Source organism: Streptomyces sp. ATCC 21386, from assembly GCF_018728545.1.
GTDB lineage: Bacteria > Actinomycetota > Actinomycetes > Streptomycetales > Streptomycetaceae > Streptomyces.
In genome coordinates this window covers 3,461,221-3,487,682 of sequence record NZ_JAAVVL010000001.1, presented here as the reverse complement: position 1 = coordinate 3,487,682, position 26,462 = coordinate 3,461,221, and the positions used below count along the sequence as shown (strand labels likewise).

Here is a 26,462-nt window from a genome sequence, read left to right as displayed (position 1 = left end):
CACGCCACGGAAAGCGGATGCACGGGGAGCCCTCGGTGACGGATCATGGCGACATGTCTGCCAACCCGCACGACGCACTGCCGATCCGGCTCAACGTCGACGACAGCGACTCCCCCTCCGATGTCGTCGACGCGCTGTTCCTCGGCCGTTTCGCGACGGGCGAGCAGCCGTACGCGCACGCGGCGAACATCGACCGGGTACGGTCCGGGGCCACTCTGCTGCCGCCGGGCGCCCGGGTGCTGCGCTCCGCGCGGGACGACGACCGCAGCGCGACCCTCGCCGAGGGCGACGGCTGGACGGTGCTGATCTCCCGCTGGAACCGGGGCGCGGACGTCACGGTGACCGCGACCACCGCCGAGCTGGCGGAGAAGGTCCTCGGGCAGGCCACCGACGGCGCGGCCGACGAGCCCGAGCCGCAGCCGGAGAACGTCACGATGGGCTTCTGGTACGTCTCGCCGCGCCGGGGCCCGCACCGCACCACCCGGCAGATCTCGGCGGGCACCTGGGAAGAGGTACGGCCGAACTACACGGCCCCCGTGGCGGACGCGATGGACCGCCTGATGAAGACGACCCCGGAGGACATCGCGGGCCGTCTCCTGCTGCTGCACGGCCCGCCCGGGACCGGCAAGACCTCCGCGCTGCGCACGCTGGCGCGCTCCTGGCGGGACTGGTGCCAGGTCGACTGCGTCCTGGACCCCGAGCGGCTCTTCTCCGACGTCGGCTATCTCATGGACATCGCGATCGGCGAGGAGGACGCGGCGGGCAAGGGCCGCTGGCGGCTGCTCCTGCTGGAGGACTGCGACGAACTGATCCGGGGCGAGGCCAAGCACACGGCGGGCCAGGCGCTCTCCCGGCTGCTGAACCTGACGGACGGCCTGCTCGGGCAGGGGCGCAACGTCCTGGTGGGCGTCACCACCAACGAGGACCTGGAGCGCCTCCACCCGGCCGTGGTCCGCCCCGGCCGCTGTCTCGCCCGGATCGAGGTGGGCGCGCTGACCCGTGCGGAGGCGGTGGGCTGGCTCGGCACGGACGAGGGGGTCGGCCGCGAGGGCGCGACCCTGGCCGAGCTGTATGCGCTGCGCCGCGGCACGTCGCCGACGTCGCTGCCGGAGCCGCGGGGCGGGGCAGACGCGGGCCTGTACCTGTAGGCCGGGGCGGCCGCCTCTGTGACAGGAGGACGACGGTGCTTTGATGGATGTATGACCCTGTTCGTCGGCACGTCGGGGTGGCAGTACAAGGACTGGCGGGGCGCCTTCTACCCGGAGGGCTGCCCCACCCGGTCGTGGCTGGAGGAGTACGCGGCGCACTTCGCGACGGTCGAGCTCAACAACGCGTTCTACCGGCTGCCGACGCGGGAGAACTTCGAGGCGTGGCGGGACCGGGTGCCGGGGGACTTCCTGGTCGCGGTGAAGGCGAGCCGGTACCTGACCCACATCAAGCGGCTGCGGGACCCCGAGGAGCCGGTGCGGCGTCTGATGACCCATGCGGAGGGACTGGGCGACCGCCTGGGCCCGGTCCTGCTCCAGCTGCCCCCGACGCTGAGAGCCGACGCCGCTCTCCTGGACGCCTGCCTGGGCTGCTTCCCCTCCGGCACCCGGGTCGCGGTCGAGCCCCGGCACGACTCGTGGTGGACGCCCGAGGTCCGCGAGGTCCTTCAGTCCCGGGGCGCCGCCCTGTGCTGGGCGGACAGCCACTCCCGCCCGGCCACCCCGCTCTGGCGCACCACCGACTGGTGCTACCTCCGCCTCCACCAGGGCCGGGCCCACCCCTGGCCCCACTACGGCAGCCGCTCCCTGACGACCTGGGCCCACCGCCTGGCGGACACCTGGCCGGCCACCGCCGACGCGTACGTCTACTTCAACAACGACCCCCACGCGGCGGCGGTGCAGGACGCGACGACGTTCGCGAAGGCGGCCCGCAGAGCAGGCCTGCACCCCACCCGGACACCGGGACACCTGACGGCGACGTAGGGGCTTCCCACTGCCGACGGCGCCCCTGCCGCCGAGCCTCTGACTGCCGCCCCGTCCCTCAGCGGGTCGCCCCGACCATCCCTGCCGCGGCACACCACCTCCACCGCGGCGGCGCCCAGCCACGGCGGTGGATCCCGGCGGTGCCCAGCCGGTCTCGCGCCCCGTCGGCTCTACTCCGCGTACGCGGCCCGGAGGGCGTCCCTGGCCGCTGCCAGTGCTTCCGTCTCGCTCAGGCCCAGGCGGCGCGCCCGCTCCGCGTACGCCCCCGCCGCCACGGCGGCCTCCCGTTCCGCGGCGGAGCCGGCCGCGGCCACGAACGTCCCGTTGCGCCCCCGCGTCTCGATCACCCCGTCGGTCTCCAGCGCCCGGTACGCCTTGGCGACCGTGTTGGCCGCGAGCCCGAGCTGCTCGGCGAGCCCCCGTACGGTCGGCAGCCGATACCCCACGGGCAGCGCTCCGGAGCGGGCCTGTTCCGAGATCTGGGCGCGCACCTGCTCGTAGGGCGCGCCCCCCTCCACGATGCGAATCTTCAAGGTCACGCGGCGATTGTCCCGTACCCACCGGAAAATCGGAGGCGACGCCCGGCGACGCCCGCGTAGCGTGCGCTCACATGACTCTGATCGTGCGCGACCTCCGTGCCGCCGACCCCGCGGACGCCGAGGCCTTCGCCGACGTACGACGGCGCGCCCTGCCCTACATGGTCAGCACCGCCGCCTCCCTGCTCCACGACGCGACGCTCGCGCCCCCCGAGGCCCACCACCAGCAGTTGGTCGCCGAGGCCGACGGGGAGGTGATCGGCACCGCGCAGCTGTCCATCGCCCACGACAGCCCCGTACCGGGCCAGGGCGACATCAATGTGTACGTCCACCCGGCGCATGTGCGCCGGGGCGCGGGCGCCCTGCTGGCGCGCACCGCCGAGGAGCGGCTGACGGCGGTGGGCGCGCGGCGCCTGCTGTCCTGGGTGCTGGACACCCCGGACAACCGCGCGTTCGCCGAGCGGCGCGGCTACACACAGAGCCGCTCCGCGCACTTCCTCCGCCTGGACCTGGCCCACGGCACCCTCCCCCCGCTCTCCTCGCCGCCCCCGGGCGTGGAACTGCGTACGGCCGCCGACTTCGCCGACGACCCGCGCCCCCTGTTCGACCTGGACGCGGAGACCACGGCAGACGAACCGGGCGACGTGGACGCCGAGTTGGACGACTACGGGCAGTGGGTCGAGGAGATCTACGGCCACCCCCTGCTGGACCACGCCCTGAGCACGGTGGTCGTCGTGGACGGCACCCCCGCCGCGTTCACCGCCGTCCACACGGACGGCCGGGACCGCTACTTCACCGTGATGACGGGCACGGCCCGTGCCTTCCGCGGCCGCGGCCTCGCCAAGCTCGCCAAGAACGACTCCCTGCACCGCGCCCGCGCCGCCGGCTGCACGGAGGCGTTCACGGGCAACGACGCCGGCAACGACCCGATGCTCGCGGTCAACAAGTGGTTCGGGTACGAGGTCTGCGCGACGGAGGTGCGGTATGTCCGCGACCTCGGCTGAGCACCGGGAGGAGGGGCGCGAGGTGGACGTCGTCCTGCTCAAGGCGGGCCGTACGAAGATCCGTTACCCCGCACGGCTGGTGAGCGACGACGGCACCCGGATCGTGGTCCGGGCCGACTGGGCGACCGAGGGCGTACGGGACTTCGGCTTCGTGTGCTTCGGGCCCGGTGACGTGTTCACCGAGTACTACTGGCGTGACCGGTGGTACGCGGTGAAGGAGGTCCGGGACCCCCGGGGTGTGCTGAAGGGCTGGTACTGCGACATCACCAGGCCCGCCGTGTTCTCCGGTGGGGAGGTCGTCGTCGAGGACCTCGACCTGGACCTGTGGCGGTCCGCCGACGGCGGGACCGTACTGCGGCTGGACGAGGACGAGTTCGAGGAGAGCGGACTCACGCGGAGCGACCCGGAGGCCGCGGCCGCCGCCATGGCCGCCCTCGACACGCTGGAGGCACTCGCGACCACCGAGGGCGGCCTGGAGTCGCTGCTGTCCTAGTCGGCACCGACCGGGGCGGTCAGAGGCTGGCCACGATGGCGTACCGCTCGTCCTCGACCTCCCTCCCCCACAGCGACGGGTCGTCCCCCAGCCGCACCAGCTCCGCGTCGGACACGAGGGGCGCGAGCAGCCCGTACAGCCGCTCGGCGGGTATGCCGACCGGGCCGACCGTGCCCCACACGCCCTCGACGAGCACGAGTCGGCCGCCGGGCCGCAGCAGTCCGCACCAGCGGCGCAGCACGCGACCAGGGTCGGGCAGGGTCCACAGCACATGGCGGACGAGGATCACGTCGAACCGCTCCTCGCCCACGGGCGGGGCCGCCGCGTCGCCGACGAGGAACACGGCGGGACGCCCGGCGAGCTTGGCGCGGGCCAGGGCGACCATGGCGGTGGAGGAGTCCACTCCGGTCACCCGGTGCCCCTGCTCGGTCGCGAGGAGTGACAGGCTGCCGGTGCCGCAGCCGATGTCGAGCACGTCGCAGGCGTGCGCGGGCAGCCAGTCGCGCAGCCGGGCCGCCCAGGCCTCCCGGACGGCGGGTTCCCGCAGGCCATGATCGGGTTCGTCGTCGAAAACGGGGGCTTCCGCGTCCCAGTCGACGGCCCCGGGAGGGTCATCTGCCGCCGGGTTGTTCGGTGTTCGCGGGGCCGGGGAGGTTTCGCCGTCGTCGATGTTGGTCATGCCGCCAGAGTGACACCTGCCACTGACAGTCCAGATGGTGACAGCCGCCACTGACAGAGCACGAACGATGAGTAACGCTCCCGGAAAGGGTCTACCTCCGTGAAAACGCGGAACCCGGTAGACGCAAGGAGGCAGCCATGCGCCGTACGACCGTGCAGAAGCCCCTGAGGAAGTCCCCGTCCCGCCGGGTACGGGACGAGGCCGACGAGCGCCCCGTCGAGCGCCGGGAAGTGCGAAAGGACATCGCGCGCACGTGGTGGCCGGACGGCTGAGCGCGCCGCGCTCCCGCCCCGCCGACCACCCGCGCCCCGCCCTCGCCCCCGTCCCCCGTCCCCCGTCCCCCGTCCACGCGACCGTCACGCACGCGTGCGCGCGTCCACGAACTCCAGCAATCGCCCCGGCGGCCGGACTGTCATGACCTCGGCCGCTTCAGGGTGCGGTCCAACAGGTCCAGCAGCGCCGTCCAGTGGCGTTCCGTCGCCTCGGCGTCGTACGCGGCGGTGTCGGCCTGCGTGTAGCCGTGCGAGGCGCCCGGGTAGACCTCGGTGTGATGCCGGACGCCGGCCTCGGTCAGCGTCTTGTCCAGGAGGTCGATCTGCTCCGGGGGCAGGGCGGGGTCCCCCTCGGCGTGGCCGAAGTAGACCTCGCCGGTGATCCGCGCCACCGCCAGGTGCGGGCTGTCCGGGGCGTCGGTCGCGAGGCCTCCCCCGTGGAAGCCGGCCGCGGCGGCGACCCGTTCGGGGAAGGCGCCGGCGGTGCGCAGGGCCAGCCGGGCGCCCATGCAGTACCCGGTGGTCCCGACGGGCCCGTCGGCGGCCCGGGGGCTGTCGGCCAGCCACTCCAGGTACGCCGCCGCGTCCCGCAGGGCGAGGTCCGGCGTCAGCGCCAGCATGACCGGCAGGATCTGGTCCCATATCTCCGGTCGCGCGGCCGGGTCGATGAACTCGGGCAGGTCGAACACCGGGGTCCGCCCCGAACGGTGGAAGACGTTGGGCACGAGGACCGTGTATCCGGCACCGGCCAGCCGGTCGGCCATCGCCCGCAGATGCGGCCGCAGCCCGAACGCGTCCATGTAGAACAGGACCGCCGGATGCGCGGCGTCGTCGTCGGGGTGGACGAAGTAGGCGTCGACGGTGCCGTCCTCGGTGGTGATGTCCACGGATGTTCCGCGTACGGCGCTCATGCGCGGGTCCCTTCTCTACGACGGATACGAACGGGCCCAGTGTCACGCACCGAGGTAAGAATCGGATCTTCGGCGGACTTCCCAACGGGCTTTCCTGAGCCCTCGGTTAGCCCATCCTTAACGCCACCATAAGGATCGCGCGCCCCCACCCTCGGCAGGTGATTTCGCGGTCGCCCGGGGCTAGCTTGCTGATCGTCCCCGCCCTGAGGAGTGCCCTCCATGCCCGCTGCCCGCCGCAAGGCCACCGCGTCCGCCGCCGCACGTGTCGTCGGTGCGATGGGCGCGGCCGGTGCCGCCCCGCTGGCCCTGACCCTGTGCGCCGCCGGGCCGGCCGCGGCGCACGGTTCGCTGGGCGACCCGGTGAGCCGGGTGGCGCAGTGCTACGCGGAGGGCCCCGAGAGCCCGAGGTCGGCCGCCTGCGGGGCGGCGGTCGCGGCCGGCGGCACCCAGGCGCTCTACGACTGGAACGGCGTACGGATCGGCGACGCGGCCGGCCGCCATCGGGAGCTGATCCCGGACGGCGAGCTGTGCAGCGCGGGCAGCGAGGCGTTCAAGGGCCTCGACCTGGCCCGTACCGACTGGCCGGCGACGAGCGTGCGCGCCGGGTCGTACACCTTCGAGTACCGGGTGACGGCCCCGCACAAGGGGACGTTCACGGTGTACGTCACCAAGGGCGGCTACGACCCGTCCCGGCCGCTCGCCTGGGACGACCTCGATCTGGCGAACCCGGTGGCGACGGCCACCGACCCGGCCGCGTCGGGCGGCTTCTACACGTTCTCCGGCGCCCTCCCGCAGCGCTCCGGCAAGCACGTGCTGTACGCGGTCTGGCAGCGTTCGGGCAGCCCGGAGGCGTTCTACTCCTGCTCGGACGTCTCGTTCGGCGGCGACGACGCGAGCACGACGACCGGCCCGGCGCCGAGGATCTCGGCGAAGGCGACGGAACGGACCTCGGCCGAGGAGGACGAGAAAGCCGGGGGCGCCGGAGACGCCGAGAACTCAGGGGACGCCGGGGACGCCGCAGACACCGCCTCCGACGACACGTCACCGACCGCCAGGTCCACGACCGACGAGAGGTCGGCCGTGGAAGCCGCTTCCGCGGGTCTCGCGGAACCCGCCGGCGGCAAGGACGGCCTCGCCGACACCGGCGGCGACGGCATGACCCCGTATCTGGCCCTCGGCGGTGCCGCCGTCCTGGCGGCGGGCTCCTCCCTCCTCTTCGCCGCGGCCCGCCGCCGCGCGACGACCGGTGGGCGGCACGGCCGCTGACGACTTCCGGGGCCTGTCGGGCGGCTCAGGCCGGACAGGCCCCGGCGGAACGTACCGGCACGTGTCAGCCGACGACCGACAGACAGGTCGTCGGGGTGGCGTGGGCCGGGTCCAGGGCGTTGACGACCTCGTGGAACGCGATCCGGTCGAGGAGCCCGATCGCCGCGTGCTCGGAGAGGTCGAGCGCGCAGAGGTCCTGGATGACGATGTTGCGTACGTTCGGCCCGTCGAGGAACTGGGACCGGTACGGCGTGACCACCTCGTCGTACTGGGTGGCGAGAACCGTGTAGGTGACACCGGGGACGGTGTCACCGCCCCCGTTGAGCTTGGTGAGGAAGGGGGATCCGACGACCTGGTCGGCGAGGGCCGGGGTGGCGGTGGAGAGCAGGTCACCGGCGCCGGGGAAGTGGTCGAGGAGCTGGGTGAGGCCGTTCAGGGTGGTGCCGTGGTTGGAGGGCGCGATGCCGACGAGCGCGTTCACCTCGGCGGCGCCGCCGAGGAACTTGAGGTAGTAGCGGGGCATCATGCCGCCCTGCGAGTGGCCGACGAGGTCGGCCTCGGCGGCGCCGGTCGCGGCGAGCACCCGGTCGACGAAGGCGTCGAGCTGCTCCGCCGACTTCGCGATCGGGCCCAGGCCGTTGAAGAAGGCGACGCCGGGGAGTTGGCCGTAGTCGAGGGAGTAGACGCAGTAGCCGCGGTTCACGAGGTACGGCGCGAGGCCCAGCCAGTTGTCGACGGAGTTCGCGAACGTCCCGTGGACGAGGACGACGGGGCGGGGGTGGGCGGCGGAGGGTTTGCAGGAGTAGTCGTTCCAGCCACGGGAGGTCGCGGCGGCCGAGTCGGCGGCCTCCGCGGCGGTGACGGGCACGAGGGTCGCCGCGGCGGCCAGGCACAGGGCGGCCAACGGTCTGATCAGGCGCTTCCAGGGCAGCATCGGGTGATCTCCTTGCGGCTCAAGGGACGTGCGACGACGTTCGCCCTGTGATCCGGATCACGAGGATGCTGTTCTTATTCGCCAAGTTACGGGCGAGTAGAAAAAGTGGGAAGTTACGCGTCAGTAAAAACTTCAAGTGATGATCGGGGCCACTGACACGTGACGCCGGACCGTCACCGGACGGGACCGGCGGGGGCGACTCACGCGGCCAGCGTCCCCGGCATCACCGCGTGCGGGCCGAACTTGGCGCGCGCCAGGTCGGCGACCTCCTCGATCCGGCGGACCTTCTCGTCCACGAGGTCGAAGGCGAGCTGGTGCGAGGCCTGGTCGGCGGGGGTGAGGCCCTCGGCGCGCAGGGCGACCGCGCGGACGCGGGCGCGCTGGAGACCGAGGGCGTCGTACAGGGCATAGGCGGCCGCGGTCAGCGCCGGGGAGTGCGCCGTCGGCTCCTTGAGAGTGCGGGTGCGGGTGGTCGAGGAGCGGTCGGCGTAGCGGACGGTGAGGGTCAGGGTGCGGCAGACCTTCTCCAGGGCGCGCAGCCGCGAGCCCAGCTCCTCGGTGCACGCGAGCAGGGCGCGGCGGTGCCGGTCGGGGTTCAACTCGTCGTACGGGAAGGTCTGTTCGGTGGCGAGAGAGCGGGCCACGGCGTTCGGTACGACCCGTCCCCGGTCGATGCCGTTGGCCTTCTCGTGCAGGTCACGGCCGGTCCGCGCGCCGACCAGCCGCTGCAGCGTGGACAACGGCGCGCAGGCGACCCCGCCGAGGGTCTCGAGGCCGTACTCGCGCAGGGTGCGGGCGGTCGCGGTGCCGACGCCGGGCAGCGCGCCGACGGGCAGTTCGGCGAGGAAGTCCACGACGAGGTCCTCGGGCACCGCGCACGGCGACCCGGGCGCCGCCGCCCCCAGCGCCAGTCGCGCCGTCAGCGGTCCGGGGCCGGCGCCGATCACGCAGTCGACGCCGTACAGCGCGAGGGCGCGGATCCTGATCAGCCGGGCCAGTTCCTCGGCGTCCCGGCCGAAGTACCGTTCGGCGCCCCGCAGATCGGCCAGCGCGCCGTCCGGCGGCAGCGCCTGAACGACCGGGGTGAAGTCCTCGACCAGACCGAGGAGACCGGGCAGGGCGGCCTCGTACCCGGGCGGCAGCTGGAAACGTACACAGAGGATGGTCATCCCGCACTCCCTGGGCTCTGGTGCCACAACTTCCGTATCCGAGAAGGACCTTGCGAGGGCTCTTCGCCCGCGGGCCGCAGATCGGCCCATGGATGCATCTCGTAACCGGTGGGCATCCGGATCCGCCGCCCGGTGTCGCCGCGCCGCCCACCGTCCCCCTCGGGGGCGCCGCCGTCCCCGCCGCCCCCGGCGTCCCCGCTGTTCATGGGTTCCGGCTCCGCCAGCCGAGGTGCCACCGCGTCGAGGCCGCCCTCGCGCCGCAGCTCCACCAGTTCGGCGAGGTTCCAGGCGGCGGCGCCCACCACGCTGAGGCTGCGCGGCCCGCGCCGCTGCACCACTCCGCGCACCAGCAGCAGCCAGGAGTGGAAGACGGTGTGGGCGCAGGTGTCGTGGGAATCGTCGAAGAAGGCGAGGTCGACCAGGCCGGTGCCGTCGTCGAGGGTGGTGAAGACGACTCGCTTGCCGGAGCGGATCGGCGGGGTCTGGGTCGCCGCCTTGGCGCCCGCGACCAGCACCGTCTCGCCGTGCCGCGCCGTGCGCAGCCGCCGCGCCGACACCACGCCGAGCTCGTCGAGGAACGCCCGGTGGTCGTCCATCAGGTTGCGGGAGACGTCCATCGACAGCACGCCCAGTTCGGCGCTGAGCCGCTCGGCGGAGGACAGGTCCGGCAGGCCGGCCGAGGCGGTCTTCCGGCCACCGGACAACGGGAGTTGGCCGCCGCCCGCACCCCGGCCGCCGCGGTGCAGCTCGGTCAGGTGCAGTTGCAGGTCACGCCGGTTGGCGCCGAACGCGTCCAACGCGCCCACTTGGGCGAGCCTTTGAGCCAGCGGTCGGCTCGGCCGCGCCCGCTCCCAGAAGTCCAGCAGCGAGGCGTAGGGCTGCCCGTCCGCGATCCGCGCCGCCTCGGCCTCGCCGATGCCGTGCACGTCGGAGAGCGCGAGCCGGATCCCCCACACCTTCGCCTCGGCCGCGCCCTTCGGCCCCCGCGTCCCCTCGGCCTCCTCCGCCTTTCCCGACTCCTGCGACTCGGACACCAGTTCGATACGGTGAGCGACCGCGGACCGGTTCACGTCCACCGGCAGGATCGGCACCCCGCGCCGCCGCGCGTCCGCCAGCAGCAGGCGCTTGGGGTACATCCCGGGATCGTGGGTGAGCAGCCCGGCGTAGAAGGCCGCCGGATGATGCGCCTTCAGCCACGCCGACTGGTACGTCGGCACCGCGAAGGCCACCGCGTGCGCCTTGCAGAAGCCGTACGACCCGAAGGCCTCCACGATCTCCCAGGTCCGCCGAATCGTCTCGGCGTCGTACCCCTTCGCCGCCGCGTGCTGCGCGAACCAGACCCGGATCCGCCCCTGCGACTCGGGGTCCGACAGCCCGCGCCGCACCCGGTCGGCCTCGTCCCGGCCGCAGCCGGTCATGCGGTGCACGATGTCGATGACCTGCTCGTGGAAGACGACCACGCCGTACGTCTCCCGCAGTGGCTCCGCCAGATCCTCGTGCGGGTAGCGGACCGGTGCCCGCCCGTGCCGGGCCTCGATGAACGGCCGCACCATGTCGGCGGCGACCGGCCCCGGCCGGAACAGCGAGATGTCCACCACGAGATCGTGGAAGGTGGCCGGCTGGAGCCGCCCCACCAGGTCCCGCTGGCCCGGCGACTCGATCTGGAAGCAGCCCAGCGTCTCGGTGGAGCGGATGAGTTCGTACGTCGCCGGGTCGCCCGCGCCCCGTTCGAAGTCGAGCGCGTCCAGGTCGACCCGCTCCCCCGTCGCCCGCGCCACCTCCGCCACCGCGTGCGCCATCGCCGACTGCATCCGCACCCCCAGCACGTCGAGCTTGAGCAGCCCGAGGTCCTCGACGTCGTCCTTGTCGAACTGGGACATGGGCAGCCCCTCGCCGCTGGTGGGCATCACCGGCGTACGGCTCAGCAGGGACGCGTCGGAGAGGAGCACCCCGCACGGGTGCATGGCGACCCCGCGAGGGAGGGCGTCCAGCGCCTCGACCAGCTCCCACAGCCGGCCGTACCTCTCCTGCTCCCCCGCCAACTGCCGCAGCTCGGGCAGCTCTTCGAGTGCCGCCCGCGCGTCCCGGGCCCTGATGTGCGGGAAGGACTTGGCGATCCGGTCGATGTCGGCGGGGTCCAGGGAGAGGGCCGCGCCCACGTCCCGGACGGCGTGGCGGACGCGGTACGTCTCGGGCATCGCGACGGTCGCGACCCGCTCGGTGCCGAAGCGGTCGATGATCGCGCGGTAGACCTCCAGACGGCGCGCGGACTCCACGTCGATGTCGATGTCGGGCAGCACGACCCGCCGTTTGGACAGGAACCGCTCCATCAGCAGACCGTGTTCGACCGGGTCGGCGTGCGCGATGTCCAGCAGGTGGTTCACCAGGGAGCCCGCGCCGGAGCCGCGCGCGGCGACCCGGATCCCCATCTTCCGTACATCGTCGACGACCTGGGCGACCGTCAGGAAGTAGGAGGCGAAGCCGTGGTGGGCGATGACGTCCAGCTCCCGGTGCATCCGCTCCCAGTACGCGCGCCGGGCGTCGTAGCCGTGCCGCACCATCCCGGCCGCCGCCCGCGAGGCCAGCACCCGCTGCGCGGTGCGGCGGCCCGCGCCGACGAGGTGCGGCTCGGGGAAGTGGACGGTGCCGAGGCCGAGGTCGTCCTCCGGGTCGACCAGGCACTCGGCGGCCGTGGCCCGGGTCTGCTCCAGCAGTCGGTACGCGGTGTCACGGCGGTACCCGGCGGCCTCGACCACCCGCTCGGCGACGCCCAGCATGGCGTCCGCATCCTTGAGCCAGGCCTCGCCGGAGTCCAGTTCGCCCCGGGGGTCGACGGGGACGAGCCGCCGGGCCGCGTCCAGCACGTCGGCGACCGGGCCCATGCCGGGGTCGGCGTACCGGACGGCGTTGCTGAGCACGGGCCGTACCCGCTGCTCGGCGGCGAAGCCGACGGTCCGGGCGGCCAGCCGCAGCGAACCGGGGCCGGTGCCCTCGCGCCCGTGCCACATCGCTTCGAGGCGCAGGGCGTCGCCGTACGCGTCCCGCCAGGGCAGCAGGAGTTTCGCGGCGCGGTCGGGGCGCCCGGCTGCCAGTGCCCGCCCCACGTCGGAGGCGGGGCCGAGGAGCACGGTGAGGCCCTCGGCGGCACACTCCGACCAGGGCAGCAGGGGCGGGATCTCGCCCCTGTTCCCCTCCGGGCCGCCGCCCGCATGCGCCGCCGAAACGATTCTGCACAGTTCGGCCCAACCCTTGGCCCCCTCCCGGGCGAGGAACGTCACCCGGGGGGTCGACTCGTCGAGGAAGGCACCGCCGCGCACGGGGGCTCGCCGCCGCGCCTGCCGCACGGAAGGAGCGGGCGCCCCCACGGCCAGCTCCACCCCGAACAGCGGGCGGACCCCGGCCCCGGCGCAGGCCTTGGCGAACCGGACGGCGCCCGCGAGGGTGTCCCGGTCGGTGAGCGCGAGGGCATCCATGCCCCGTTCGGAGGCGCGCTCGGCCAGCCGCTCCGGGTGCGAGGCCCCGTACCGCAGGGAGAACCCGGAGACGGTGTGCAGATGCGTGAACCCCGGCACACGCACCTCCCGCACTCGACCCATCAGTCGCTCAGTCACTCGATCAGCCACCCGGCTCGAGCATCAGTTCACAGCCTCCTCGTCTCCACCATAGACCACTTTTCGAACTTCTGTACGACAACCATTCGGCCCCGTCCCACCTGCGCAAACACCACCCCGCTCCGACCGTGGGGACATGACACAGACGGCCGCGCCCGGCTCCGGCGACCCCGCCTCCAGGTCCTTCCTCGACGAGCTCAAGGACGGGGTCACCCCGCGGGCCACCCTGCTCGTCGTCGGGGTGCTCGCCCTGCAGCTGCTCTTCATCGCCTCGTACGTGGGGGCACTGCACCACCCGAAGCTCAGGGACGTGCCGTTCGGCGTGGTCGCGCCACGGGCGGCGACCGAGCAGGCGGTGACCCGGCTGGAGGGCCTGCCGGGCGAGCCGCTGGACCCGCGCGCGGTGGCCGACCGGGCGGCGGCCCGCGAGCAGATCCTGGACCGGGAGATCGACGGCGCCCTGCTGATCGACCCGGCCGGCACCACCGACACCCTGCTGGTCGCCTCCGGCGGCGGCCGCACCCTGGCCAACGCGCTGTCCACCCTGGTCACCGCGCTGGAGCGGTCCGAGGGCCGCACGGTGCGAACAGTGGACGTGGCCCCGGCCGACCTCGGGGACGCAAACGGGCTCACGTCCTTCTATCTGGTCGTCGGCTGGTGCGTGGGCGGCTATCTGTGCGCGTCGGCGCTGGCGATGAGCGCGGGGGCGCGGCCCACCAACATCCGGCGCGGGGTCATCCGCCTCGGCACCCTCGCGCTGTTCGCGGTCCTCGGCGGACTCGGCGGCGCGGTCGTCGCCGGCCCCGTCCTGGGCGCCCTGCCGGGCAGCGTGGCGGCGCTGTGGGGGCTCGGTGCGCTGGTCGTCTTCGCGGTGGGCGCGGCCACCCTGGCGCTCCAGTGCGTCTTCGGGATCGCCGGCATCGGCGTGGCCGTCCTGCTGGTGGTGGTCGCGGGCAACCCGAGCGCGGGCGGCGCGCTCCCGCCGCCGCTGCTCCCGCCGTTCTGGGCGGCGATCGGCCCGGCACTGCCGCCGGGAGCGGGCGTCTGGGTGGCCCGCTCGATCGCGTACTTCGAGGGCAACGACGTCACCGGGCCGCTGCTGGTGCTCTCCGCCTGGGCAGTGGCAGGGGCCGCCATCACCGTGGTGATGGCGGCCCTGAGAAAGAAACCGGCGGCCGGTTGACTGATCGGCCGATCGGCGGACCGACTGACCGGCTGACCGGCTGTCAGCCGATCTGCGTGCCGGTCGCCGAGAGCGCCTCGGTGACGGGCTGGAAGAACGTCTCGCCGCCCGAGGTGCAGTCGCCGCTGCCGCCGGAGGTGAGGCCGATGGCCTTGTCCCCCGAGAAGAGCGAGCCGCCGCTGTCGCCGGGCTCGGCGCAGACGTCGGTCTGGACGAGGCCGTTGACGATGTCGCCGTTGCCGTAGTTCACGGTGGCGTCGAGGCCGGTGACCGTGCCGCTGTGGACCTGGGTGGTCGAGCCGCTGCGGGTGACCTTCATGCCCACGGTCGCCTCGGCGGCCCCGGAGATGGCCTGGGTGGAGCCGTTGTAGAGGTTGACCTCGCTGGGGTGGTCGACCTCGGCGGTGTACTTCACCAGGCCGTAGTCGTCGCCGGGGAAGCTGGAGTCCGCGTTCTCGCCGATGACCTGACCGCCGGCCGACCAGGTGGAGATGCCCTCGGTGCAGTGACCGGCCGTCAGGAAGAACGGCTCGCCGCCCTTGACCACGTTGAAGCCGAGGGAGCAGCGGCCGCTGCCGCCGGTGATGGCGTCGCCGCCCGCGACGAAGGGCTTGTACTCGCCCTTGGTGCGCTTGAGTTCGGCCTTGGCGCCGAGACCGTCCACGACCTTGGTGAGTCTCGCCAGTTCGGCCTTGGAGACGGTGCGGTCCGCGGTGACGACGACCTTGTTGCTGGTCGGGTCGGTGACCCAGGCGGTACCGGGGATGGTGGCGTCCGCCTTGAGGGTCGTCCGGGCGCTCTTCAGCTCGGCGAGGGAGTTCTCCACGATGCGGGCCTTGGCGCCGGCCGCCTCGACGGTCTCGGCGGCGGCCTCGTCGAGCACGTTCACGACGAGGAGCTTGCTCTTCGCGTCGTAGTACGTGCCGGCCGCGTCGGCGCCGAGGTCCGCGTCTAGGGTCAGGGCGAGCTTTCCGGCCGCCGCGATGGACAGCGCTTTCGGCTCGAGGGTCGGTGCGGTCTCACTCGCGTTCGCAGTCTGGAAGGTCACTCCCGCGGCGACCAGTGCGGCGATACCCGCACCCGTCACGACGGCACGGCGCCTGGGTATGCGTCGGTGCTTCAACTCGCGTCCTCCTGTGGGGGGTTGACCGAGAAGGGCGTGGGGGCCCCGCTCGGCCGGAAGGTGTACGGACATGGAGGCGACAGACGGCAAAAACGCCGCGTCCATGCCAACTGTGCGGCGACAACTATTCCTAGGCGCACAGGGAGCACACAAGGTCGACTTCAGGCCGAGCGCACGCCAAGGGCGCACGCCCCGTATGTCATTACCGTCCGGTAACGCCCCACCTGGCGGTCACAGGAATTCGCACTGCAAACACGCGAAGCAACGACCCCGTCCACAACGGGTGAGGTCTAGTCCTGACCGAAAAGCATCTACGGCTGGGTGAGGTGTCCCCACCAACCCGCGGCCGCCCCCCCGTTATGTTTTCCGCGGTCCTGCAAGAGGGCCGCTGGCCTCCGGGCCCGGCATGACTGTTGCCCCCTGTCGAAGGCATGACCTGGGGGTGGTGTCAGTGCGCCGTGAGGCGCTGTGAACTCGTGCGGAGGTGAGAGACCGTCGCCATCATCCCTGTCGCAGCAGGGTGATGAAGCTGGGGGCAGCCTGATCCGGGAGATGCCGGTGAGGGCGAGAGCGGCCCCGACAAAGCCGGGACGGGCCAGTACTGCCAGATGGCCTGGGTCCGGCAAGACTCGCGTCCGCAGCCGAGGTCACCTTGAAGTACGCGACGGCGTCCACCCGCACGGTGACGTTGTCACGGGTGATGCCCTCCTGCGCGGGCACGGGCATCGTGACGATCTGCAGGTTGACCTTCTGGAGCCGGTCGACGAACGGCACGATCATCGTGAAGCCGGGCTCCCGCACCTGCGGCCTCAGCCGGCCGAGCCGGAAGACCACCCCCCGCTCGTACTGCTTCACGACCCGGGCCGCCGACATCACATAGACCGCGCCGACGGACGCGAGGGCCACCCCCGCCGTCACCAGCTCCTCGACCATCACGGCCCCCAGGGTCCGAAGTGGGCGTATGAGAGGGAGTACAGGTCGACGGTAACCGTTCCTAAAGACTGAGCGGGAGTGAGTCCTGTTGCCAGGTCTCGTGCTCGGCCGAACGCCCCGGACGGTGTTGGGCGTTCTGGTTGCCCGCGTTCGCTCCGCGTCCGGGCGGCACGGATCGTGTCCGTGGTCCGGGGATGCAGGGTCACTCGAATGCCCCGCCCCCATGAGAAACGAGCACCACCCATGAAGGTCACACACTCGATACGCTTACCTCAGTTCGCCACTTGAGCCAACCCCACGGACAAGGCGCCCGACACGACACCCCCACACTCACTCCTACTCACCCGAGTGCCTAGAACGCGCTCCAACGGCGCAGCGCCAAACCCCGCCGCCGGAACGAGGGCGAGCCCCCGCACACCATGTGTGCGGGGGCTCGCCTGCTGCCGACTGCGGCTGGGTGGGGGGTCGGCGTCGGCGGGAAGAGCACCGGCTCCGTTCAGCCTGTCGATCCGCCGGTCCACCGGCTCAGTAGACCGAGACGCCGTACGCGCTCAGGGCCTCGGTGACCGGCTGGAAGAAGGTCGTGCCGCCGGAGCTGCAGTTGCCGCTGCCGCCGGAGGTCAGACCGTACGCCACACCGTTGCTGCCGTAGAGCGGGCCGCCGGAGTCGCCGGGCTCGGCACAGACCGTGGTCTGGATCATGCCGTAGACGATGTCGCCGCCACCGTAGTTCACGGTCGCGTTGAGAGCGGTCACGCGTCCGGTGCGGGTACCGGTGGTGGAGCCGGTGCGAATGACGTTGGTGCCCACGCTCGGGGTGGCCGCGCTGGTGATGTCCACGCTGCCCGCGGTGCCGTCCTTGGCGATGGACGTGTTGCTGTAGCGCACGAGACCGTAGTCGTTGGTCGGGAAGCTCGACCCGGCGGTCGGGCCGAGGACCGTGGTGCGGCCGGAGTTGGAGTACCAGGTGCCCGCGCCGTCGGTGCAGTGACCGGCGGTCACGAAGTAGTACGTGCTCCCGCTGCGGACGTTGAAGCCCAGGGAGCAGCGCCAGCTACTCGCATAGATGGCGTCGCCGCCCTTGATCAACTTGTTGAACTTGCCCGGGGTCCGCTTGATCGTCAGGGCGTCGGCGTTCTCGCCCGCCGCCTTCTTGATCTTCGCGAGCTCGCCCTGGGAGACGGTGCTGTCGACGGTGACGACGAGCCTGTCCGTCGCCGGGTCGATCGCCCAGGCGGTGCCCGGGACATCGGCCTTGAGCACCGATGAGCTGGCGCTCTTGAGCTCGGAGGCACTGAACGTCTGGGTGCCTGCCGCGTTGGCGGTGGGGACCGTGACGGCGGCCGCGGCCGCGAGTCCGGCGGTCACGGCGATCAGCCGGGTCCGTCTCGCTATGCCGCTGCGGGGGGTGGTGCGCTTGATCCTCACTGTTCGTTCCCTCCAAAGGGAAGTCGGGGGCCCGCGTGGGGTCGGGGCCCGTGAGGCGCAGATCAGGGACATCGGTCCGGATTCCGGACACGCCGTGCCCCTGACAAGGCGCTGGGGGGAAGTATTCGGCCGTACCGCCGACCCACGCAAGGGTGCCTTTCGGCCTCATGGAACCCAACCGGCGCGCCCTCCATGCCAGTTGATCCCACCAGGCCATATGTGCGGGTTCTGTGTGAATCCTTGTCGGCTCCCGGAGGGATCGGCTGACGGGTCGTCGGAGCAGGCCGCAGGGCCCGGAAGCGTTGATCACCACTATCGTCGGCCACGGTGGAGGCCACCGCCCGAGGCGCCCGGTCGGAGTACCCGGGTCCACCGCCCGGGGGTGTCCGGAACTGATGCGTTGGGCCGTTCAGCCGTTCGGTTCCGCCACCCGGGTTCCGGGACGCCGGATCGCCCCCCGCCGGACCGCCCGGACACATGGCCGCGCGGGTAGAAGGTGCGGAACAGTCCACGGTGCTGGAGCGGCGCCACCGACCCGTTGACCAGTCGCTCCAGCTCACGGCGCGGCTCGACGGGCACGAGAGGGAAGCCGTCCGTGGCCCCGGCCCGGTGCCGGTCGGCGATCAGCTCGGCGAGGGCGACGGGGCCGCCCAGTACAGGCAACCGTCCGTGGTACGGCGCGGCCCTCCCCCGCCGTGGCCGGCTCGGCCGCGTCTCCCCCGCCACCGAGATCCATGCGTTCCCCTCTTCCCCGGTCACGCGCGGCTGCCCTCTCAGCAGTCACAGCATCAGCAGTCACAGCACTCGCACGCGTCACAGCAGTCGCAGTCCCGGCAGATGCCTTCGCGCTTCTTCCGGGACCAGGGACCCTCGTACTCCTTCGCGCAACACATCTGACAGGTGCAGCACAGCAGCGTGAACATTCCGCACCCCGCCCAGAAGCCCCGCCGCCTCGGCGGCTGCGGCACCGGTCCACCACCGAAGCCCCCACCGCCGCCACCGCCGTGGCCCGCGCCACCTCCGCCGAACGGATTCCCACCACCACCGGCATACGGATGCCCGCCGCTCCCCGCGTACGGATTGCCCCCGCCCCCGGCATAGGGGTCACCGGCGCCGCCCGCGTACGGATTGCCCGGCACCGCCCCGCCCTGCTGGTGCGCCCCGCCCGGCTGATGCGCGGAGCAGGTCGGCATGGCTCCGAACGCCCGGTCCACCGACCTGCGCAGCTCGTGCACCAGGAGCAGATGGACGAGCTTGCCGTCGACGAACTCGGCCTCGCGCAGGGCGAGGCGGATGCCGTGCAGTGCGTCGTCGACGAGCCGTCGGGCCTCGGCGAGGGAGGTACCGGTGGCGGTCAGCGGGTTCCACGCGCCGGCGGCGGCGTCGGCGGCCCGGTCCTCCACCGCGTCCAGCAGATGGGCGAGCCGCCCGAAGAGGCGTCCGGCCTCGGCGAGCGGTTCGGCGTTGCCCGGCCGCCCGGCCAGGATCGCCGTGTGCGCGAACGCCGCCGCGGTCGCCGTCTCGGTCGGTTCGGTGACCGTCAGCAGCGGGGTGCCTGGACCGACGAGCGCCTCGATCCCGAGCTGCCGGTCCACGGAGTCGACCAGCACCGCCGTGTCGAACCCGATGTCCGCTCCCGTACGCGCCCCCGCGCGCCCCCAGTTCGTCGCGATCCGGCGCGCGGCGTGCGCCACCGGCTTGCGCGCGAGCAGTCCATCCCCATCGGCGACATGGTCACGGACCTTGGCCGAGGCGAGCACCAGCGAGACGGCGGCGGCGAGCCGCGCGCCCTCACCCCGCGCCACGGAGGCGGTGCGCATCCCGCGCAGCGGACAGGGTCCGGCGGTGCGCCGCCGGTCGGTGGTGCGCTCGGCCTGAGCCTCCGTCAGAACCGAGACCAGCAAACCGTCGTAATTGGTGACGATCCGAGCGAACTGACCGTGATCCCCGCGCAGTGCGAGGCAGAGCCCGCACAGATGCGCCATCCATTGCGTCCGCAGCGTCTCGCCCAGCCGATGGCCACAGGGCCTCACGATTCCGAACACGACACTCCCCCGTGTCTCCCGGCGCCTTCGCACGCCCGTCGGCGTCGCCGCATCGTAGCCGCCGGAACGTTCACCCGGACGCAGCAGGACTCACCCAAACGCCGTGAACAATATTATTTCACTCCCTGTCAGCAGGTGTGTACAGCGGAGCCCTTGGGGCACATGGACTCTCGACGAATTCGTTCTGCACCAGTACCGTCACGAAACCCCCGTGCGGCGTCTATCCACTTGGCGAGACATCCGCATCATGGACGACGATAGGGATGCGGAAAGCACGAAAGACCGCTGCGAGAGGAGGCGTCCATGGGATCGGTGCGCAAGGCGAGTGCCTGGCTTGGCCTCGTCGACGACAACGATGACGAGCGTTACTACGACGACGACTACGCCGATGAGCGGGAGTCCGGCTCCGGCGAGGCCTGGGTCACCGACCCTCGTGTCAAGGTCGCGTCCGAGTCCGCGCAGGAGCACGGCCGCCGGATCGGTACGGTCACGCCGGACAGCTTCCGTGACGCCCGGCACATCGGCGAGCTCTTCCGGGACGGCGTCCCGGTCATCATGAACCTCACGAACATGGAGCCCGCCGACGCCAAGCGTGTCGTCGACTTCGCGGCCGGCCTGATCTTCGGTCTGCGCGGGTCGATCGAGCGCGTGTCGAACCGTGTGTTCCTGCTGACCCCCGCCGACACGGAGATCGTCAGCGGCGAGGTCGCGAGCCGTCCGGTGGACGGCTTCTTCAACCAGAGCTGAGGCAGGGCCGCTCGCCGGCCGTCCTTGCGGTGCCCGGGTCACCCGACGCGGCTCACCGGAAGGCGTCGAGTCCGGTGAGCGCCTTGCCCAGCACCAGTTGGTGCATCTCGACGGTGCCCTCGTAGGTGAGCACGGACTCGAGATTCGTCGCGTGCCGCATGATCGGGTACTCCAGGGAGATCCCGTTCGCGCCGAGAATCGTCCGGGCGGTACGGCAGATCTCGATCGCCTCGCGTACGTTGTTCAACTTGCCGAAGCTGATCTGCTCGGGACGGAGCCGTCCCGCGTCCATCCGCCGCCCCAGATGGTGGGCGAGCAGAATCCCCTTGTGCAACTCGACCGCCATGTCGGCGAGTTTGGCCTGGGTGAGCTGGAACGCCCCGATCGGTTTCCCGAACTGCTCCCGTGTCTTGGCGTATTCGACGGCCGACTCGAAACAGGATCGCGCGGCGCCCATCGAGCCCCACACGATTCCGTAGCGGGCGTGCGAGAGACAACTCAGCGGTCCTTTCAGCCCCGTCACCTCAGGCAGCACGGCATCGGCGGGCAACCGCACACCGTCCATGACGAGTTCACTGGTGACCGACGCGCGCAGGGACCACTTGTGCATGATCTCCGGCGCGGAGAACCCGGCCGTGTCGGTGGGCACGACGAAGCCCCGCACACCCTCCTCGGTCCGCGCCCACACCACGGCGACCCCGGCGACGGACCCGTTGGTGATCCACATCTTCCGCCCGTCGAGCACCCAGTCGGAGCCGTCCCGCTTGGCGTAGGTGCGCATCGACGCCGGATCGGACCCGTGGTCGGGCTCGGTCAGCCCGAAGCAGCCGATGACCTCGCCGGAGGCCATGCGCGGCAGCCAGGTCCGCTTCTGCTCCTCGCTGCCGAACCGGTGGATCGCGTACATCGCGAGCGACCCCTGCACGGAGACGAGCGACCGGATCCCCGAGTCCGCGGCCTCCAGCTCCAGACAGGCGAGCCCGTACTGCACGGCGCTCGCCCCCGCGCACCCGTAGCCCTCCAGCGACATCCCGAGGGCGCCGATCGCCCCCAACTCCCGCGCCAGCTCCCGGATCTCGGGCAGCTCCCCCCGCTCGTACCATTCGGCCACGTACGGCAGCACCCGGTCCGCCGCCCAGCTGCGCACGGTGTCCCGCACGGCGAGATCCTCGGGGTCGAGCAGATCGTCGAGGCCGAGGAGATCGGCGGGGTCGAAGCTCATGGGTGCACCTCCGGCTCAAAAACTAGCGACGCTAACCACCGTACCCACTCATCGCCGTCCCGGCTGCGGGCCGTCCGTGACCGGTCGCGCGTTCGCCGGGCCCCTCACGGCGCCCGGTTCCCGGAACAGCTCAGCGCATCGACTCCGCACGTACGGGCGCCGCCGACTTCGCCTCGCGCGGCCCCGGCACCTCCGCGGAGTCCCCGGACTCCATGCCCCGGGGCAGCCGCAGGGCCATCACCGCGCCGAGGACGAGCAGCGCCGCGCTCACCAGCAGTGTCACGTGCAGCCCGTGGACGAAGGAGTCGCGGGCGGCGTGCCGCAGGGCCTCGCCCGAGGGCCCGCCCAGCCGGTCGGCGACCTCGTACGCCTCGCCGAGCGAGTGCCCGGCGGCATCGGAGGCCGAGCTGGGCACTCCCGGCACGGACGACAGTCCGGGCGCGTACGCCGCGTTCATCACGCTGCCGAGGAGCGCGATCCCGATGCCGGCGCCCAGTTGGTAGGAGGTCTCGCCGATCGCCGCCGCCCCGCCCGCCGAGGACGCGGGCGCCTCGCTCAGCATCGACTCGTACGCCCCGAACAGGGTCGTCTCCAGGCCGAAGCCCAGCAGCACGAACCCGGCGAGCAGCAGCCCCGCGTTGTCCTGGCGTCCCATCGCGGTCAGCAGGACGACCGCGAAGGCGGTGAGGCAGAAGCCGAGAGACACCATGCGGCGCGGTCCGAAGCGGTGCAGCATGTGGGAGCCGACGAGCCCCGCGGCCATCGCGGCGACGGTCAACGGCAGCAGGCGCAGCCCCGTCTCCAGCGGGGACAGGCCGAGGACCAGCTGCAGATACTGCGCGGCGATCAGTTCGAGTCCCACCAGCGCGAGCATGGCGAGGACGATGCAGCCGACGGAGGTGCTGAACGCGGGCCGCGCGAACATCCGCAGGTCGACCAGCGGATGCGTCCGGCGCCGCTGCCGTCGCACGAACGCGACCAGCAGAGCGGCGCCGCCGAGGAGCGCGAGCGCGGTGCCGGGGTCGAACGGCGGGTGGCCGCCGCCGAGCCGCTTGACACCGAGGACGAGGCCGAAGAGCCCGAGCGCGGCCATCAGGGCCCCGACCACGTCCCAGGGGCCGTCGCGATCACCCGTCGACTCGGGCAGCAGCAGCCGTCCGATCGGCAGACTGACCAGCATCAGCGGGATGTTGACGAGGAAGACCGAACCCCACCAGAAGTGCTCCAGCAGGAAGCCGCCGAGGAGGGGTCCGACGGCCGCGCCCACGGCGGCGACCGCGCTCCAGACGCCGATCGCGAACGCCCGTTCGCGGCGGTCGGGGAAGACCTGCCGCAGGATCGACAGCGTCGCGGGCATGATCATCGCGCCGCCTACGCCGAGCAGGGCGCGGGCCGCGATCAGCACTTGCGGGTTGTCCGCGAAGGCGGCGAGGGCGGAGGCGACGCCGAAGAGGGCGTAGCCGAGGAGGAGGATCCGTCTGCGGCCGACCCGGTCGCCGAGCGTGCCGAAGAGGATCAGCAGCGAGGCGCAGACCAGCGGGTAGACATCGACGATCCAGAGCAGCTGCATGGCGCTCGGCTTGATGTCCTCGGTGACGGCGGGCACCGCCACGTGCAGCACGGTGGCGTCGACGGCGACGAGCAGCAGACTGACGCACAGGACGACGAGGACGACCCAGCGGTTTGCACCGGCCCCGGTGTCCCGACGGCGTGGCGAAACGGCCGTGGGCGTCCCGGACATGTACGTACCTCCCAGATGCTCTCGCGTTCGGCGGAACCAGCGGGGCGGGGACTCCCCGGTGGTCACGGCCCGGGCGGAGCGGGGCCCCGGGCCCGCGCAACGAAAGGCGAGCGAGCCGTCAGCGTACGCGAGTTCCCGCCGGTGGAACGTGGTGGGTGTCTCATGGAACCCTCATGTGACGTGTGGCATACGCCACGCCCCGGGCCGTCCACCGGTCCTCCATGGCTCCTTCATCACTCGTCCGTGGTTCCTCGGTCACGGTCCATCACCGGCCACCACGTGACGGCGTCCCGGCCGGTTCCCGGCGCCGTCGATAATCGAGCGCGTGACCGATCTAGCCACGCGCCCGGCGGCGCCCCTCCTGAGGCGGGCCGCCCCCGCGCTCCTCGGGTACGCGGCCGTGCGCGCCCTGGGCGTCGTCGTCCTCGCCGTCTGGAGCGCGGCACGCGACAAGAGCGCCCTGACGCTGCTGTCGGCCCGCTGGGACTCGCTCTGGTACACCCGCGTCGCCGAGCTCGGTTACGGCTACGAGGTGCGGCTGCCGAACGGCGACGTCCACTCGAACCTGGCGTTCTTCCCGCTGCTGCCCTGGCTGGAGCGGGCGGTGTCCGCGGTGACCCCGCTGTCGTACGCCCACGCCGGTCTCGCCGTCGGCACCCTCGCCTCGCTCGCCGCGGCCTGGGGGATCTTCGCGGTCGCGGACCGGGTGTACGGGCGCCGGGTCGGCGTGTGCGCGGTGCTGCTGTGGGCGGTGCTGCCGGTCGGCGTCGTGCAGTCGATGGCGTACACGGAGTCCTTGTTCACCGCGCTGGCCGCGTGGTCGTTGTACGCCGTCCTCACCGGCCGCTGGGTGACGGCCGGCGCCCTCGCGGCGCTCGCCGGGCTGACCCGCCCGGTGGGGCTCGCGGTGGTGGCGGCGGTGTGGGCGGCGGCGATCGCGTCGTACGTGGGGGAGCGCCGACGCACCCTCCCGCGCACCGGGGGCCTCGACCCCACTCCCCCGTTCGTACCAAACCGGAGTGCCGAATCATCAGGAAGCGCCCGCCCATGGGTGCGCGCCCTCGGAATGCTCCTCGCGCCTCTGGGTGCCCTCGGGTACGTCCTGTGGGTCGGCCACCGCACGGGCGGGGGCCCGCTCGGCTACCTCGACGTGCAGGCGGGGTGGCGCAACGGCTTCGACGGCGGCTATGCCTTCGCCCGGTTCGTCGCCGACAAGTTCACGTCGTTCCCGTCGGCCCTGGCCGGGGTCGGGCTGATCATCGGGGTGTCGTTGATCATTTGGCTGTACGCGGTCTGCGTACGTCAGGGGCAGCCGCTCCCGCTGCTGGTCTACGCGGGGGTCGTCACCGCGCTGGCCCTGTGCGCGTCGAGCTACTTCGGCTCGAAGCCCCGGCTGCTGATGCCGGCCTTCCCTTTGCTGCTGCCTCTCGCGCGCGCTCTCGCCGGCGCGCGTACCCACAGGTCAGCGGCGATCCTCGGCGGCGTGGCGGCGGTGTCGGCCGTCTACGGGGCGTTCTGGCTGAATGGCTCCGGTCCGCCGTGACGGACGGCGAGCGGCCGGGTAATTCCGTGCGAGCAATCGGTGAACGAATTCAAAAGCGCCGCAAAACGACTGCTCAGCATTAGGCCATGGAATTGAAGGCCGAGTGGCGCAACGATTCGTCATTCAGCAGAAATAAACATCATTCTGAGAGGAATCCCACATCACGGCGTCATCACAAAGCCGGTGATTCACGCCGCGTCGGAGCTCACTCGCTGTAACGTCGATTGAGTGCGTACCGAACTAAAGCCGACCCGTCTGGACCGGGTCTTCTCCAGGCTGGACCGTGAGCCGGAACGGCCGACCCACATCGACGTACCGGTGATGACCCGCCACCGGGTGGTGCTGTTCGCCTCCACCCTGGCCTTCTACGTCGCCATCGTGTGGGCCGTCGTCATCACCTCCTGGCTGGTCCGGCTCGACTGGCAGATCATGTTCTTCCGGCCGTACCAGCAGTGGCAGCAGATCCACGCCTTCCTGGACTACTACGTCGTCCTGGGCCAGCGCGGCCCCACCGCCGTGATGGTCGCCGCCTGGCTGGGCTGGCGCTCCTGGAGACAGCACACCCTGCGGCCGATGCTCGCGCTAGGCGTCTCGCTGCTGCTGCTGAACATCACCGTCGGCGCCGCCAAGCTGGGCATGGGCCGGCTCGGCCCGCACTACGCCACCGAGATCGGCTCCAACGAGATGTGGCTGGGCGGCGACATATTTCCTTCGGGACACACCGCCAACGCCGTGGTGACCTGGGGCATCCTGGCCTACCTGGCGTCGACGCCGAGAGCCAGGCGCTGGCTGTCCGCGCTGTCCGCCGTGATCTCGCTCGGCGTCGGCCTCACCACCGTCTACCTCGGTACGCACTGGTTGAGCGACGTCCTGCTGGGCTGGGCCGCCGGCCTGCTGATCATGCTGGCGCTGCCCTGGTTCGAGCCGCTGATCGCCCGCGCCGAGGTGTGGCTCTTCTCGCTGCGGGACGCCTGGCGCGACCGTCGTGCGACACCTGCCCCGGTGTCCGCGCCCACGCCCGCCGTGGACCCGGCCCCGGTGCGGGCGCCCGCCGAGGAGCCCGCGAGCGCCCGGGAGACCGGCGTCGCGGCCCGTGTCGCCCATCCCCCGATCGTGCCGCTGCACCTGGCCCCCGGCCCGCATCTGACCAGGTCTGAGCGGACCCCGGTGACCCCGATCGGCACCCGGCGGCCGCCCCACGCGGACCGGGTGGCCCGTAACGCGACCTCGGCCCGACCGGTCGCGGGCGGCTGACACGAGACAGCGGGGCCCGGTACGCACAGCCCATGCCCCGCACGGCGAAGGCCCGGCTCCCGAAGGAGCCGGGCCTTCGCCCGTCCTGGACCTGACGCTCGGGTTCAGCCCTTCCAGGCTCGCTTCACCCGGCCCTCATCGACCTCCAGGTTCAGTCGGCCGAAGCGGTACTCCATGGTGATGATCGCGCCCGGCGGCAGCTGTCTGACCGTGGACCAGCCGCGGTCGGCGGCGCGGCGCTCGGCCTGCGACGCCTCCAGACCGACGTAGGCGTCGGGGTCGTCCCGGGGCTCTTCGGAAGGGGTGGGAAAGGGTGCCATGACCGCCACGGTAGGCGGCCCGGGGCCCCGCTGTCCCCCCGCAGTCACGCTTCTGTCACAGAACCACGACACCCGTTT

The 26,462-nt window shown here is 72.1% G+C and carries 22 protein-coding genes and 2 pseudogenes; 10 read left to right on the top strand and 14 right to left on the bottom strand.

The genetic code is table 11. The features are described 5' to 3' along the window. The first annotated feature begins 53 nt into the window (after positions 1–53). Together GWK25_RS15220 and GWK25_RS15215 are read left to right on the top strand one after the other, a co-directional pair. On the top strand, positions 54–1,148 hold the full coding sequence (locus GWK25_RS15220) for a DUF5925 domain-containing protein (RefSeq protein WP_184895950.1): 1,095 nt from the start codon (positions 54–56) through the stop codon (positions 1,146–1,148). A gap of 51 nt (positions 1,149–1,199) precedes the next feature. Further along, on the top strand, positions 1,200–1,970 hold the full coding sequence (locus GWK25_RS15215; protein WP_215450762.1) for a DUF72 domain-containing protein: 771 nt from the start codon (positions 1,200–1,202) through the stop codon (positions 1,968–1,970). 170 nt (positions 1,971–2,140) lie between these two features. Here GWK25_RS15215 and GWK25_RS15210 read toward each other — a convergent pair whose 3' ends face one another. Continuing rightward, entirely contained in the window at positions 2,141–2,509 is a 369-nt protein-coding gene (locus GWK25_RS15210) for a GntR family transcriptional regulator (protein WP_184895946.1), read from the bottom strand. A 71-nt stretch (positions 2,510–2,580) separates the two neighbouring features. Between GWK25_RS15210 and GWK25_RS15205 the strand changes: the two genes are divergently transcribed. Together GWK25_RS15205 and GWK25_RS15200 are read left to right on the top strand one after the other, a co-directional pair. Further along, a complete protein-coding gene (locus GWK25_RS15205; RefSeq protein ID WP_215450761.1) occupies positions 2,581–3,510 on the top strand; it encodes a GNAT family N-acetyltransferase in 930 nt (309 codons plus the stop codon). Further along, positions 3,491–4,003, top strand: a complete 513-nt coding sequence (locus GWK25_RS15200) for a DUF402 domain-containing protein (protein WP_215450760.1) — start codon at positions 3,491–3,493, stop codon at positions 4,001–4,003. The genes GWK25_RS15205 and GWK25_RS15200 overlap by 20 nt, the downstream gene beginning before the upstream one ends. A gap of 19 nt (positions 4,004–4,022) precedes the next feature. Here the strand turns inward: GWK25_RS15200 and GWK25_RS15195 are convergent, their stop codons facing one another. Further along, the gene (locus GWK25_RS15195) at positions 4,023–4,682 is read right to left on the bottom strand and encodes a bifunctional 2-polyprenyl-6-hydroxyphenol methylase/3-demethylubiquinol 3-O-methyltransferase UbiG (RefSeq protein ID WP_215450759.1); all 660 of its coding nucleotides are present in this window, start codon (positions 4,680–4,682) and stop codon (positions 4,023–4,025) included. Positions 4,683–4,819: 137 nt separating this feature from the next. On the opposite strand from GWK25_RS15195, the gene GWK25_RS44285 reads away from it, so the two are divergent. Continuing rightward, positions 4,820–4,954 (top strand): hypothetical protein, encoded by a 135-nt coding sequence (locus tag GWK25_RS44285; RefSeq protein ID WP_268269884.1) that lies wholly within the window; start codon positions 4,820–4,822, stop codon positions 4,952–4,954. 140 nt (positions 4,955–5,094) lie between these two features. On the opposite strand, the gene GWK25_RS15190 is transcribed toward GWK25_RS44285, so the two are convergent. Beyond that, the gene (locus tag GWK25_RS15190) at positions 5,095–5,865 is read right to left on the bottom strand and encodes a dienelactone hydrolase family protein (protein WP_215450758.1); all 771 of its coding nucleotides are present in this window, start codon (positions 5,863–5,865) and stop codon (positions 5,095–5,097) included. Positions 5,866–6,084: 219 nt separating this feature from the next. On the opposite strand from GWK25_RS15190, the gene GWK25_RS15185 reads away from it, so the two are divergent. Next, on the top strand, positions 6,085–7,131 hold the full coding sequence (locus tag GWK25_RS15185) for a lytic polysaccharide monooxygenase (RefSeq protein ID WP_215450757.1): 1,047 nt from the start codon (positions 6,085–6,087) through the stop codon (positions 7,129–7,131). 64 nt (positions 7,132–7,195) lie between these two features. On the opposite strand, the gene GWK25_RS15180 is transcribed toward GWK25_RS15185, so the two are convergent. From GWK25_RS15180 to GWK25_RS15170, 3 genes are all read right to left on the bottom strand, one after another. Further along, on the bottom strand, positions 7,196–8,065 hold the full coding sequence (locus tag GWK25_RS15180; protein WP_215450756.1) for a triacylglycerol lipase: 870 nt from the start codon (positions 8,063–8,065) through the stop codon (positions 7,196–7,198). A gap of 200 nt (positions 8,066–8,265) precedes the next feature. Beyond that, positions 8,266–9,234, bottom strand: a complete 969-nt coding sequence (locus tag GWK25_RS15175; protein ID WP_215450755.1) for a hypothetical protein — start codon at positions 9,232–9,234, stop codon at positions 8,266–8,268. Continuing rightward, positions 9,231–12,806, bottom strand: coding sequence for a DNA polymerase III subunit alpha (locus GWK25_RS15170; RefSeq protein WP_215450754.1), 3,576 nt, complete (start codon positions 12,804–12,806; stop codon positions 9,231–9,233). The genes GWK25_RS15175 and GWK25_RS15170 overlap by 4 nt, the downstream gene beginning before the upstream one ends. Before the next feature lie 175 nt (positions 12,807–12,981). On the opposite strand from GWK25_RS15170, the gene GWK25_RS15165 reads away from it, so the two are divergent. Further along, entirely contained in the window at positions 12,982–14,028 is a 1,047-nt protein-coding gene (locus GWK25_RS15165) for a DUF3533 domain-containing protein (protein ID WP_215450753.1), read from the top strand. A 43-nt stretch (positions 14,029–14,071) separates the two neighbouring features. Here GWK25_RS15165 and GWK25_RS15160 read toward each other — a convergent pair whose 3' ends face one another. The 5 genes and pseudogenes from GWK25_RS15160 to GWK25_RS15145 all read right to left on the bottom strand — a co-directional run bounded on the left by GWK25_RS15160 (position 14,072) and on the right by GWK25_RS15145 (position 19,557). Beyond that, entirely contained in the window at positions 14,072–15,151 is a 1,080-nt protein-coding gene (locus tag GWK25_RS15160) for a S1 family peptidase (protein WP_215450752.1), read from the bottom strand. A 630-nt stretch (positions 15,152–15,781) separates the two neighbouring features. Beyond that, positions 15,782–16,084 (bottom strand): annotated as a pseudogene (locus GWK25_RS15155) (SPFH domain-containing protein); the annotation flags it as partial. Between the two features lie 61 nt (positions 16,085–16,145). After that, positions 16,146–16,286, bottom strand: a pseudogene (locus tag GWK25_RS44755) (transposase); the annotation flags it as partial. Between the two features lie 323 nt (positions 16,287–16,609). After that, positions 16,610–17,512, bottom strand: coding sequence for a S1 family peptidase (locus GWK25_RS15150; protein WP_215450751.1), 903 nt, complete (start codon positions 17,510–17,512; stop codon positions 16,610–16,612). A 788-nt stretch (positions 17,513–18,300) separates the two neighbouring features. Then, entirely contained in the window at positions 18,301–19,557 is a 1,257-nt protein-coding gene (locus GWK25_RS15145) for a DUF5685 family protein (protein ID WP_215450750.1), read from the bottom strand. Positions 19,558–19,860: 303 nt separating this feature from the next. On the opposite strand from GWK25_RS15145, the gene GWK25_RS15140 reads away from it, so the two are divergent. Further along, complete coding sequence (locus tag GWK25_RS15140; protein ID WP_184895921.1) at positions 19,861–20,304, top strand: cell division protein SepF; 444 nt, start codon at positions 19,861–19,863, stop codon at positions 20,302–20,304. A gap of 52 nt (positions 20,305–20,356) precedes the next feature. On the opposite strand, the gene GWK25_RS15135 is transcribed toward GWK25_RS15140, so the two are convergent. Both GWK25_RS15135 and GWK25_RS15130 read right to left on the bottom strand, forming a co-directional pair. After that, complete coding sequence (locus tag GWK25_RS15135; protein ID WP_215450749.1) at positions 20,357–21,526, bottom strand: acyl-CoA dehydrogenase family protein; 1,170 nt, start codon at positions 21,524–21,526, stop codon at positions 20,357–20,359. Between the two features lie 130 nt (positions 21,527–21,656). Beyond that, positions 21,657–23,267, bottom strand: a complete 1,611-nt coding sequence (locus GWK25_RS15130) for an MFS transporter (protein WP_215450748.1) — start codon at positions 23,265–23,267, stop codon at positions 21,657–21,659. Positions 23,268–23,592: 325 nt separating this feature from the next. Here GWK25_RS15130 and GWK25_RS15125 point away from each other — a divergent pair, with 325 nt between their 5' ends. Both GWK25_RS15125 and GWK25_RS15120 read left to right on the top strand, forming a co-directional pair. After that, positions 23,593–24,810, top strand: a complete 1,218-nt coding sequence (locus tag GWK25_RS15125; protein ID WP_215450747.1) for a glycosyltransferase family 39 protein — start codon at positions 23,593–23,595, stop codon at positions 24,808–24,810. 228 nt (positions 24,811–25,038) lie between these two features. Beyond that, positions 25,039–26,064 carry a phosphatase PAP2 family protein gene (locus GWK25_RS15120; RefSeq protein ID WP_215450746.1) on the top strand — a complete coding sequence of 342 codons (1,026 nt, stop codon included), beginning with the start codon at positions 25,039–25,041 and terminating at the stop codon, positions 26,062–26,064. A 104-nt stretch (positions 26,065–26,168) separates the two neighbouring features. Here GWK25_RS15120 and GWK25_RS15115 read toward each other — a convergent pair whose 3' ends face one another. After that, positions 26,169–26,384, bottom strand: a complete 216-nt coding sequence (locus GWK25_RS15115) for an I78 family peptidase inhibitor (RefSeq protein WP_215450745.1) — start codon at positions 26,382–26,384, stop codon at positions 26,169–26,171. Positions 26,385–26,462 lie beyond the last annotated feature (78 nt).